General features: G+C 40.4%; 6 protein-coding genes. 2 read left to right on the plus strand and 4 right to left on the minus strand.

The annotated features are described in order from the left end of the window. Positions 1-8: 8 nt before the first annotated feature. Both D0T60_RS08725 and D0T60_RS08730 read right to left on the minus strand, forming a co-directional pair. On the minus strand, positions 9-2249 hold the full coding sequence (locus tag D0T60_RS08725) for a fasciclin domain-containing protein (RefSeq protein WP_163217795.1): 2241 nt from the start codon (positions 2247-2249) through the stop codon (positions 9-11). A gap of 34 nt (positions 2250-2283) precedes the next feature. Beyond that, complete coding sequence (locus D0T60_RS08730; protein WP_163217796.1) at positions 2284-3810, minus strand: polysaccharide lyase family 1 protein; 1527 nt, start codon at positions 3808-3810, stop codon at positions 2284-2286. A gap of 300 nt (positions 3811-4110) precedes the next feature. Between D0T60_RS08730 and D0T60_RS08735 the strand changes: the two genes are divergently transcribed. After that, positions 4111-8379: a two-component regulator propeller domain-containing protein gene (locus D0T60_RS08735; RefSeq protein ID WP_163217797.1), complete on the plus strand. Its 4269-nt coding sequence runs from the start codon at positions 4111-4113 to the stop codon at positions 8377-8379. A 60-nt stretch (positions 8380-8439) separates the two neighbouring features. Here the strand turns inward: D0T60_RS08735 and D0T60_RS08740 are convergent, their stop codons facing one another. Continuing rightward, entirely contained in the window at positions 8440-8835 is a 396-nt protein-coding gene (locus D0T60_RS08740; RefSeq protein WP_163217798.1) for an HU family DNA-binding protein, read from the minus strand. Between the two features lie 415 nt (positions 8836-9250). Beyond that, positions 9251-11773 carry a glycoside hydrolase family 88 protein gene (locus D0T60_RS08745; RefSeq protein ID WP_163217799.1) on the minus strand — a complete coding sequence of 841 codons (2523 nt, stop codon included), beginning with the start codon at positions 11771-11773 and terminating at the stop codon, positions 9251-9253. A 389-nt stretch (positions 11774-12162) separates the two neighbouring features. Here D0T60_RS08745 and D0T60_RS08750 point away from each other — a divergent pair, with 389 nt between their 5' ends. Then, the gene (locus D0T60_RS08750; protein WP_163217800.1) at positions 12163-13035 is read left to right on the plus strand and encodes an electron transfer flavoprotein subunit beta/FixA family protein; all 873 of its coding nucleotides are present in this window, start codon (positions 12163-12165) and stop codon (positions 13033-13035) included. The last annotated feature ends 27 nt before the right edge of the window (positions 13036-13062 follow it).

Below are 13062 nucleotides of genomic sequence, written 5' to 3' on the forward strand. Positions count from 1 at the left end.
TTCTGTTATCAAAGAATTGCATCAATTAAGTGAAAGCACCCATCTTTATACGCAAATGGGAAGTAATCATACTTAGAAATTACATTAGCCACATTGTTATCTTCCATTTGTACACTTAAAGAAGTACCCGAATCGGTGTAACGTATTTGTTTTCCATTGGCAGCAGTATAAGTACCTTTCATAGTAGATCCCGGATAAGGATAAGTAGTTAAAGCATTTTCGGAAGCTCTCAGGAAGTAAGATTGTAGATAGACACGCAGTGTAGTCGTATTCAGATTGGCTGTTTTAACACTTAGAGAGCCATCTGCTGCAATGCTTCCCCCCTTAATTCCCGGAATCAAATCCGAGGCTAAAGCCGTTTTTATGGCTTCATCTGTTGGTATAAACGCTATAAAACGATTTCCACTCAAAAAAGGAATTATATTTCCGGATATCATACCGGCTTTCTTCATCAACTGTACAAAAGTATTATAAGGATAACGTTGGTCATTACAAATAGCTAATGCGTGTTGTAGTCCGTCGGTCGATTCTGTTGCAAAAATACCATCGGAGTAGTCATAGAAATAAGCTTTACCGTTGCTCCATGAAGAGCCGTCATTGGTAATCTCTTCTATATCTACAAATGGAGTTCCTGTAAAGTCGGGTTCAACACATCTGTTAAATAAAGCATTTGTGGTAATCATTCCATCTTTCACAAACAGATAGTTAAACGCTTCCTGAGTAGGGTAAACTTGTGTTCCCGAAGCTTTCAGCCCATCAGTACCATTAATGGTATGCATATTTACAATACTCTGTAGTTTTGAGCTTCCAACCTCAGCAAGTCCATCCGGTGTTTCCTCTTGCAGCTTTTTATTACTTGACATAGAATATCCAGCATTCTCCATTTGCAGATCACGTGGAATCAACATGGTGTACTTCGAATCGGCAGAAACAAATGAGTTCAGCATAGAAGATTCATCCAAAGTGTACAGGAAGAAGGTTGCGTCTTTATACTTAAAAGCAGGTCCTACTACCGCTCCAAACAAAGGAGGGTCATTTATTTCGTCGAGTCCATAAAAGCTACCATTCACACAAATGGCTCTATCTTTTACTTCTGCCGGATCAAAATTAAAGACTGTTCCATACGGGTTCTTTATTTTCCCGTTTTTAATATCTTCGGGGAAAGCAATAGAAGCACCATACACAAACTGATTCAAAAGGTGTTTCATCACCAACGGATCTACTTCTTCTATAGATTCGTAACCACCTTTTTTCCAAAATCTTTCATAAAAAGCATTTAACGCGCTATTTGAAGGAGCAAAGAGACTATAGCCTACAAAAGTAAGTATACTCATTGCTCTGTAATCGGCAATAGGCCATTCCGAAGCAATGTTAGCCAAGTCTGTATGATAGTGAAGATACAAAGAATCAACACCCAATGTTGTTCCATAATCTTTAGATAATGTTTCATCATACTCATAAACACTGTATGTATTATACAGATTAAAGAAAGTAGAATACTTTTCTTTTTTCCCCAACTCGGTATATATTGTTTCTAAAGGCTTTAGTACTCTATCTATCTTATAGATATAACCATTGTCTGCAATAATTTCATATTCATTTACCGAAGCACCCGAAACATTAAACCCATTTGCTCCGGTCCAGGTAGAGTTCGGATAGAAATATTCATAATTTGATTTTGCGTCAATTCCTTTCGTATTAAAGAACTGATACGAGAATACAGGCAGAAAACGATCTAAGTGATAAACCGTTACGTACTTACCGTTAGTACGGTCTATCTCTACAGTAGGAGCATCATTGCTTCGGGTTCTGAATTTATAGTACAATCCGGCATCTACTGCTTTTTCTTCGTCTGTTTCCTGATCTCCTCTCGGACGATAATTTATCATCCTTTCTTTGTTGTAAGAATAATGAATCAAATGAAAACCTATCAGTTTGTTCAATTCATTTTTATCCATATCGCTAATGCTGGGGTATCCGGCCTCTTTCAGATATGCAGCAAAGGCTGCATCGTCCGGTGCCATAACCGTCAGCACCCCTTTTCCTTCCAGAATGGGTTTATAGTCGCTCAGTTCTACTCCTTTTAAAAAGGTGGTATAATTTCCTGCTTCGGAAAGTACTTCCCAAGCACTCCCCCTTAGCCAATCAGCCGGTTCATAATGCTTATCCATTTCATCCTCGCAAGAGAATAAAAACAAAGGCACAACCATTAGCCAAAATACGGCTTTAGTAAATGTTGCTTTTTTCATATTTTAAATTGGTTGATTAATTCAATAATACTTCTTAGTACTTATCCGGATACTCCAAAGACAATGCGTAGTTCTCTATATGGCTGTACCCATTTCCTTTTTTAGGTACGAGTCTGGCATCCGAGTCGTCGTTTTTGTCCAATCCCCATTTATCTTCAAATTCGTCGGGTATACCATCTCCGTCTGTGTCTAATGGTTTTTCGCCGGAATTGATTACACCGGGGCCACCCAAAGGAAATTGAGTTGTATTTGTTTCATTTCTTATAATAGTACCTTTTGTACCTAAAGATTTCAGTTCATCTATTAAATAGGTATCCACCTGATCGCGAGCGGGCAAACTTGCTCCGGCATTTTCAGCAATCCATTCGTAAGCTTTTTCGGCAGATGTTTGACCTGCAATAATCGGGTGTAAATCCGAACGGGTAGTCAGGAAAGTAGGGCTTCCACTACAATAAGTGCCCCAATTGGCCTGAGTTAATTCAACTCCATTTAAAGAAGCATCTTTATTACTGTCATAATAGTTACCGGCAAAGTAGGTTTTAAAATCAGCATTACCACCGGTAAATGGTCTTGCCGGATTGTAGCTTTCCTTTATAGTTTCTACACCTGATCCCAAGTCTCTTCCGATATACTGTTCGCTTAATCCTACGATGAAATAATTGTTTTCTATTGTAGTTTCCGACTCACCGGAAGAGTCTCCTCCCATATTGTAGGCAGCGCCTGTTCCCCAGTTATATACTACATTATTTACGAATTGGTTTAATCCTTTCACTTTAGGATTACGCGAATCATTATCTATATAAAGGTTGCGATAGATAGTAATCCCCTCTGTTGTACTTGTTTGTATCAATCCACCACAAGAGTGATTCTGCAATCCTTGTCCTATAATTGAATTCTGAATTGTAATATTATGCGGACGTGTGCCTTTATTATCCGGGTTAATAGAGAAATTTTCATCTTTTCCCCAAGTTATAGAACAATGGTCGAATATCATATTCTTTCCATTGGCTATACCACAAGCGTCTGCCTGACTTGTAAAGCCTGCTCCCATGCGCATACGCAGATAACGAACAATCACGTTTTCGGCACCCGAAGCAGATACACGCCCTCCATACAATACAATACCATCGCCCGGAGCAGTTTGCCCAAGAATGGTTTGATTACTTTTTAATACAAGAACAGTGGTACTCAATTTGATGACTCCCGATACATCAAATACAATGGTACGATAAGGTTGACTCACAGCATCGCGGAAAGAGCCCGGCCCATTATCGTTTAGATTAGTTACATGAACAATTTCACAGCCACGTCCACCGGTTGCTTCCTTACCATACCCTTCGGCACCCGGAAATGCGGCAGCTGAATTTGAGAAAATAGGATAATACTTGGTATTGCTACCATTTCCACCGGAATCATCATCCTCTTGGTCGGCAACTTTAGTTGGAGCTTTCGGATTCAAATCACTCTCTCCATCTTTATCAACACATGCGGAAAAAGAAAAAATAAGAAGCGGAAGTAATAACCAAAACTTCTTCTTTACAAATAAAGTAATGTTTCTCATACGTAAAAAATATATGTAAATTAATTTAAGCTTAACAACCCGCTGTTATCGAACACAGTCGAAAAAAACATCTCTTGGGGATTTGGTAAAAGTAGATAAATGGAGGTGCAATGAGGTGTGTTTTTTGTTTTTTCCTTATTAACTTTGTACACAGATCAGCAATAAAACTATATTTGCTCTACTTGTAACCCGAAAAAATGACGAGAAACCCCTAAAATTGTACACTTTCAGCTTAAAATCCCATAAAATAGCGGAAAATTCATTTCTCTAACTTAAATTTGTAATACCCAAATTTGCTTTATGAAAAACACCATATTCTTTCTTATCCTATACTTAAGCATTCTCCCCTTAAGAGCCATTGAGGGTTTAAAATATGAGAATATCACTCATAAAGAAGGACTATCTCATAATACAGTAAGATGTATGATGCAAGACAGCCACGGCTTTATGTGGATTAGCACCATCAATGGACTAAACCGGTATGACGGCTATCGGTTTATAACCATGCACCCGGAATTCAGTCAATTATCACTGGCAGAGAATAACATCCGGCAGACGAAAGAAGATAAGAGTGGGCATATCTGGATACATTCTTCCTCGCGCTTTGTGAATTGCTATGATTTGAATACAGAATCTTTTGTTGATTATACCGGTACGCAAGAAGCCCGAAACTACCGGAAAATAAAAACGATGCCGGACGGAGATGTCTGGTTATGGGGCACAGACCACGGCGCATGCCATGTAGAGTATGTAGATGGCATTATTACCTCGAAGCTGTATGATATTGACAACATCGGCACCAACCTGATAACCTTTGTTTATAAAGACTCTTCCGGACAAACATGGATGGGTACCGACAAAGGGTTAATACAAATTGTTGAGGGAACTCCGGTATTTTGCAATAATAAAACTGGGAACAAGGCATATAGCTACCATAGCTCGGTAGAATTGAAAGATCAAATATTCTTCTTTACCAACGATTCGGTAGTTTGGGCTTACCATAAAAAGAAGAAAGATTTTCAATTGATTGAAGGTGTAAATGTGAGAATCAATCATACATTTGCTCTGAACGAAAACACAATTCTAATAGCTGGCAAAGAATCTACTCATATCTTTAATGCCGTTTCGGGTAAAATAAGTAGTGCAAAAGGCTTCTTTGATAATAAAGAGTTGGCAGGAAGCCATATCCATATTGATAATAAAGGAAACTGCTGGGTATATAATAGAACCGGGAATTTATGGAGATACCGGAAAGAGCAACAAGTATTTGAATGCCTGAATGTTATTCCACGATCTATCCTGTCTATCATAGACCTGGAACGATTTGGCATCTTCTGCGACTCCAGAGGGATTACCTGGATTACCACTTATGGAAACGGTTTGTTTATTTTAGATAAAAACGAAACGGTAACTCATTTAACAGCAGCCAACAGCGGACTAAAAACAAATTATCTATTGTCGGTATCCGAAGATAGCACCGGAGATATTTGGATAGGTACTGAAAATGCCGGAATAACCAAAATATCTCTGACCAAGTATAACAAACAGGTATTATTACCAAACTCTCCTAAGTTGAACGAACCGGATAAGATTATCCGAAGCATTTATGAAGACCCGGAACTGCAAGATTTATGGGTTGGAACCAAAAGTGGCGGCATATACCGGTTTGATGAAACCTTAAAGCAAAAGCAAATGCACGTTCTAAAACGGGGAGTGCCTTACTGCATTGCTTCAGACACATTGCATAATATCTGGATCGGAACAAAAGGAAACGGACTGGTAATCATCCCCAAAGGCAAAAAAACGCTGGAGGAAGCGTATCATCACGTTATTTCCGAAGATCCGGAAACCGGTGCAAGCAATATTTATGCCGTTCTGCGTGATAGTAAAGGGAGAATGTGGATAGGAACCTTCGGCAGTGGTTTATTTTTGTATGAGCTACAAGGTACAGAATTTAAAGTAACCTCCTTTCCTGCCTTTGTGTTAAGGCAAAAACAAATAAGATGTCTGATTCAGGATCGGTCCGGTATCATCTGGGCAGGAGGAGAGAATGGTGTTGTTACTTTCCACCCTGATAGCATACTAAAAGATGAGACTGCCTTTCAATCTTTCCATTTTGACAAGAGTAATCATCATTCACTTAACAGTAATATCATAAGAGCTCTCTTCGAAGATAGCGAAGGAAGAATATGGATAGGAACTTCGGGCGGTGGAGTAAACAGAGTTATAAAAGATGAATCAGGAAAAGTAACCGGATTTAAACATTATACATCCGAAGAAGGACTTACCAACAACATCGTTCAATCCATTCTGGAAGATGACAATCAATGCTTATGGATTAGCACGGAATACGGATTATCTAAGTTTAACCCGACAGACGAAATCTTTGAGAACTACAGTTTCTCGGATACCTGGGAAAGCGATCTGTTCTGCGAGTCTTCGGCTTTCCGGCGGGAAAATGGTGAATTGCTGTTTGGTAGTCATAATGGAATGTATATCATCAATCCGGCATTGTTCAATAGCGATTCTTTACACATACCGGTAAAGCTAACGGGACTAAGCATCAACGGAATACCTATGACTCCCAACTCTCCTGATTCACCGTTGACGGAAAATATACACAATACGCGTCGCATTGAGTTAGCTCATAACCAGAATTCTTTTAATATTGAATTTTCTTCCCTGAACTTTAAGGGTGCTTATTCAAACAGATACACGTATATACTTGAGAATTATGACAAAGAGTGGAATCCGGCCACTCAGTATAACGTGGCTACTTATAAGAATATACCTGCGGGAAAATACTTCTTTAAAGTAAAAGTTCTGAACCAGCAGCCTATAGAGAACGATATGGAGACGACTCTTGAGATTATTGTACGACCTCCTTTCTGGAAATCGACCAATGCCATTCTTCTCTATATAATTGTACTTGCAATTGCTTCTTTCTTTGGATTCAGGTTATTTATTAAAATGAATAAACTAAATAATCAGATCGAAATAGAAAAGCAACTGACTGAGTACAGGCTTCGTTTCTTCACCAATATATCGCATGAATTCAGAACTCCCCTTACCATTATCCAGGGAAGTATTGAAAGCATAAATAAGCTGCAACCACTGCCCGGTGCCCTGAAAAAGTACCTCGAAACACTCAATAAAAGCTCCGGCAAGTTAATGAGACTGATAGACCAATTGCTGGAATTCCGGAAGATGCAGAATAGCCAGCTAAATCTCAATCTTGAGTCGACAGAGGCAGTAGGTTTCTTCTATGGAATATATGATTTATTCTCGGAAACCGCTCAGCTTAAGCAAATTACGTATACATTCTCTTCGAACGAAGAATCTATCGACATGCTTCTGGATAAGAGTAAAATGGAGAAAGTATTGTTCAATTTACTGTCGAATGCCTTTAAGCACACGCCTAACGGTGGTTATATTAGCGTAGATATTCATTTCGACCAGCAAGAGCATCTTTTATTGCTAAAAGTATCCGACTCCGGCATAGGTATTCCCGAAGAGAAGCAACACCTGCTCTTTGTACGATTCAAACAAATTAATTATACCGCATCGGGCATTGGAATAGGCTTACATTTAGCCTCGGAGTTTATTCATTTACATAAGGGAGATATAAAATACAGCGATTCGCCCTGGCAAGGAGCCTGTTTCACTGTTTCAATACCTACAGACCCGGCGGTATATACTGCCAAAGACCTGATGGCACCTGAATACTCGCCGATACAAGAGGAGCCTCTACAAGCTCAACCCATCCATCTAAGTACCGAGAGTAAAAAGAGTACAGGAAAGGCACCTGCTATCCGACAGGGTTACAAACTTTTACTGATAGAAGATGATGAGGAAATACGGTCGTTCTTAGAAGATCATTTGAAAGGGTTCTTTACGGTTCATACGGCTTCCAATGGTCTTGCCGGCTGTAAAGCTGCCATCGACGAGCAACCCAACCTGATTGTATGCGATGTAATGATGCCCGAAATGGATGGCTTTGAAGTAACCCGTAAGCTAAAATCGGAATTCCAAACCAGCCATATTCCTATTATTTTATTGACTGCCCATTCTTCCATCGAGCACCAAAAAGAGGGAATAGATGCCGGAGCTGATGCCTATATCACCAAACCTTTTAGTTTGGAATACCTGATGCTACGCATTGTAAAACTGATAGAGCAACGAGAAAAGCTTCAATATAAATTTGCTTATGAACCGGGGAAGATAGAAAACACAATCAGCACAACGAATAAAGACAGCCAGTTTATTGAGAAAATTACGGTTATCGTTGAGGAGCATCTCAGCGATCCCGAGTTTACCATCGACGACTTTGCGCAAGCCGTTAACATGGGAAGAACTATTTTCTATAAAAAGATAAAGGGTATTACCAATTATTCTCCAAATGAGTATTTACGCATTGTGCGATTAAAGAAGGCGGCGGAATTATTGAAGAACACTGACTTTACTGTTTCCGAAATAGCTTTTCAAGTAGGCTTTAGCGCACCCGATTATTTTAGTAGATGCTTTAAGGACCATTTTGAGAAAACGCCTACACAGTATAGGGAGGAGTAATTGTTATAAAATTCACGCAGCTTATGAAGAAATTGAACTGTTAGGATAAATCCATCACCCTCATCCCCCCTTCTCCCTACCGGATTTAACATACTTAATATCCTCCAGTACCCCGCGCAGGTAATTGTCTGCCCGGAAGCAGACCCGTTGTGCCTTTACTTTCGAAGGCGTACATTCTTCGGGAGTTTCGCAGCCCTCGCTGCTTGCCGATACGGAAAATGTACCGATCCCTTTCAGTTTCACCGAATCTCCATTTTTCAAATGTTGGCGAATCAATTCCTTCAACGAATGAATGGATGCCAGCACATCGGCTTCGGTAAGGGAACTCCGATGGCATATTTCTGTTGCCAATAACTCTTCATCCACCTGACCCGAGATGATGGGTACACCATAATAACGTGTTTTTTCTTCTGCGCCACTTTTATCTACTTTAGGGCGAACTACATACGATTGCATAAATGTGTTGTGTTTATTAATTAAATTTACTTATTTTAACCCGGCAAAAACACCCGGGTGTTTGGGGCAAAAAGACCCGGGTGTTTTCAATAGAAACATCCGGGTGTTTTAACTCGAAAGACGCTTTCATTCTACGTCTTAGCTTGTTATCTTTTCACCTTTCCGCTATACAAATATACAAAAAAACGCAGTAGATTCGGCACTCTTTTAAAACTTTATTTTCAGATTAAATCGTCCGGTTTTACGAATTACAAAAGCTCTTTTTCCGGTGCGGCAGGTGCGTTAGGTGCGTGATTGGTGCGTTAGGTGTTTTGGGGGTACCTAACGCACCCTAATTAACTGACTGACAGACCAATAATCTCCAAGTGCGTTAGGTGCGTTAGGTTTTGACGAAAAATTCCCTGTGTAATTGTTGCTACAACCCCAATTCCAGGCACCCCATGATAAAAGGCCCTGTAGCTTTTGCATCATTATCCCTCATCTTTTCGCCTATATAATACTCGAAACTACCGTCTCGATACGGATTTCCACCCAATCCGCCTACCTGGCAGCAGCGTGTGAGCGTTAGAGTTCCATCATGGTTTTCAATCAACAATTTATCTTTCAAGCCATTGAAGGCTTTTTCGGCTACTGCCCGATACTTGGCATCAATATACCCTTTATTGACAGCTTTTGAATATGCATACATAAACTGGGTGGTTACGGAAGCTTCCGGAAAATTGCCTTCCCGTTCGGGCTGATCAAGCACCTGATACCATAAACCTTTCTTATCCTGATACTTAGGGAGGGTTTCGGCCAAACCTTGAATCCTATGAATCATGTTGCTGCGCCCCGGATGGTCTTCGGGAATATAGTCCAACGCATCTACCAAAGCCATAAACCACCAGCCAATGCTGCGTCCCCAGAAGTTAGGAGAATGCCCGGTTTCGGGATTTGCCCAACGTTGTTTTTTACTTTCATCCCAGGCATGGTGATACAAGCCTGTTTGTGCATCATAGGTATGTAGGTGACAGAGTGTAAATTGCTTCACCGCCTCATCAATCCACTCCGGTTTATCGAAAGTTTTACCATACTGTGCCAGAAAAGGAGAAGCCATGTACAAACCATCTAACCAAATTTGATGTTGATAAATCAGTTTATGCCAATAAGCGCCCTCCAATGTGCGAGGATGATTTTTCATTTGTCTGATCAGCAAATCCATTGCCTTCTTATACTTTTCTTTACCTGTTTCCTGGTAAAGGTCAAATAACACTTTTCCGGAATTGATAAAGTCGATATTATAGGTTTCCATTGTGTATAAATGAATATCGCCTTTATCATTAATCAAAGAATCGGCCCAGGCTTCTACATAGTCAAAATATCTTTCTTCGCCGGTATGCTTCCACATTTTCAGCATGGCACAGCAGCCCACTCCCTGCGCATACCCAAAGAACAGTCGTTTACCATGATCTAATTGATAAGCCTTGGGAAAACGTCGCATTTCAGAATCGGCAAACCGACGGGCATACGTATCTGCCGGGAAAGTATCTGTGCGGAAGGGTACCGCCGGAAAACCTTCCTTATTATACAGGTTAGTCCGGAAGAATTTTCCATAGCCATAACGAACGGCTGTAGGTTGAGGCACTTGCGATGCGGATAGCTCAATCTTATTGCCTGCAATGGTTGCCGTGGCAGGATAGAAACGAGCGTCGTTGCCGGCAATAAAGAATCCTTCAATCGAATCATTCTTCGGAGTCTGAAAACCAGTATCCACATAATCAAAGGTAAGAAGCACCTTACCATTCTTCACTTTCATGCTTTTATAAAGCGGACCGGAATAAGGGTTCTTTTTCTTATACTGTTTGTTCAACGCCCAAGCCGCCAGTCGCTCTGCGGGTATTCTTTTATTCCGGGGGTGAATATCGGTAGAGTCTCCGGCATCTGTTATGACTGCCATTCCTACATTTTTCAGGTTGCTTTGCCAGGTGTTCAGTTGTGCCTCCCGAATACCGGCAGGTTGCTTGTAGTGAGGGGCTATCTGAACAAAATAAAAGGGCATATCGGGTTGATTCCATTCTTTGCGCCAGCTATTTATCAAATTGGTTAACACAGCTTGGTATTTTTCATAACGAACGGAATTGGATTCTCCCTGATACCAGATACTCCCTTTGATGGTATAACCCACAATGGGTGCAATCATTCCATTCCAGAGTGTAGCCGGGTATTTATTGTTCTTCTGCTTGCCAACCTCCACGAAGAACTGATTGAAAACATCTTCATACAAAGGATTTTCTTTCATGACTTCCATTTTAGTCCACGACTCGGCATGGGTACCTCCCCAGGTAGACTGAATAAGTCCTACAGGTACATTCAACTCTTTATAAAGCTTGCGCCCGAACATGAACCCGACGGCAGAAAAATCTTTCAAACTCTCGGGATTGCAAACGAGCCATTGTCCCACACAATCTTCTTCTTCCTTATCGGGAGATAGCTTATGTTCTACATGAAAAAGACGAATCTCCGGGTAATTGGCATCTTGCATTTCGTCTTGTTCATGAAAAACGCCTGTTTTCCATTTCGTCTTCGGATCTCTTGCCACCGGAAACTCCATATTCGACTGTCCGCTACAGAGCCATACTTCGCCAATTAATACATTGTTTATAGTAATTGTATTATTTGCCTGAATGGTGATGGATTGATTGTTGCAGGCAGAGGGAGTATCTATCTTTATTTCCCATTTACCGGTGGTGGGAGTAGTTACGGAATAACTCTTTTGACTCCAAGAGGTAGTAATGGTTATCTTTTCGCCGGGACGCGCTTTCCCCCAGATATTTACTTTTTCATTTTGTTGGAGCACCATATTATCGGAAAAGATAGCAGGTAGTTTTACTTCAGCCCTCACAGGCAAAAAACAAAAGAGTAACGCAAGGATTAAATAATAACTGAACAAATTCTTCATTGTATTCTGTTTAGATTTAATAGATAAATAGTATATCAAAAAACTTTCGTGCAAAAGTATGGAAATAGGTTTTGATGACCCCTTAATAATTGGCACTAATTCTGTAATTTTTGTTATTTTGAGATTCTATGGACTGTAGCAAGAGTTTGGTTGTTCATTGAGCTAGTTGTGGTATTAAGCAATCGCCCCTGCCGGGGTAATCACCTAATGGACACATAACTACAAGTTAAGATAGAAAATAACACATACCTCAACAGTTCAAATTCTCTAAAAACTGCTCAGAATAATTATTTCTGTGCACTTTTTCCTCCGATTTCTTTGTAAAACCAACCGTTTCCTTAAATTTGCACGCTGATTATTTAAAGAACATTTTAATTAATACTAATATCATGAGTTTGAAAATTGTTGTATTGGCAAAACAAGTACCCGACACTCGCAATGTAGGGAAAGATGCCATGAAAGCTGACGGTACTGTAAACCGTGCGGCTCTACCTGCGATCTTCAACCCGGAAGACCTCAACGCGCTTGAGCAGGCTTTACGGTTGAAAGATGCTCATCCGGGCTCAACCATCACCATGTTAACCATGGGACCGGGACGCGCAGCCGAAATTATACGTGAAGGACTTTACAGAGGTGCAGATAATGGCTATTTATTAACTGATCGCGCTTTTGCAGGTGCCGACACATTAGCTACTTCGTATGCACTGGCAACAGCTATCCGTAAAATCGGTGACTTCGACATTATCATCGGAGGACGTCAGGCTATTGATGGCGATACAGCTCAGGTAGGACCTCAGGTGGCAGAAAAGTTAGGATTAACTCAGATCACTTACACAGAAGAAATTCTTAAAGTAGAGAACAATAAAATTACAGTAAAACGCCACATCGACGGTGGTATCGAAACTGTAGAAGGTCCTCTACCAATTGTACTGACTGTGAATGGTTCAGCTGCTCCTTGCCGTCCACGTAATGCCAAACTGGTGATGAAATACAAACATGCCAAAACCATTACCGAAAAACAACAAGGCGACCAAGACTACACCAACCTTTACAGCAAATGCGACTACCTGAATCTGGAAGAATGGAGCGTTAATGATGTAAAAGGCGACCTTGAACAATGCGGATTATCGGGTTCTCCTACGAAGGTGAAAACAATACAAAACATTGTATTCCAAGCTAAAGAAAGCAAATCACTCACTGCTGCCGACCGTGATATTGAAGACTTGATTGTTGAACTTTTAGCTAACCACACTATTGGTTAATTTAGTTGAGAGTTGAGAATTGAAAGT

The organism is Bacteroides sp. 224, assembly GCF_010500995.1.
Lineage (GTDB): Bacteria > Bacteroidota > Bacteroidia > Bacteroidales > Bacteroidaceae > Bacteroides.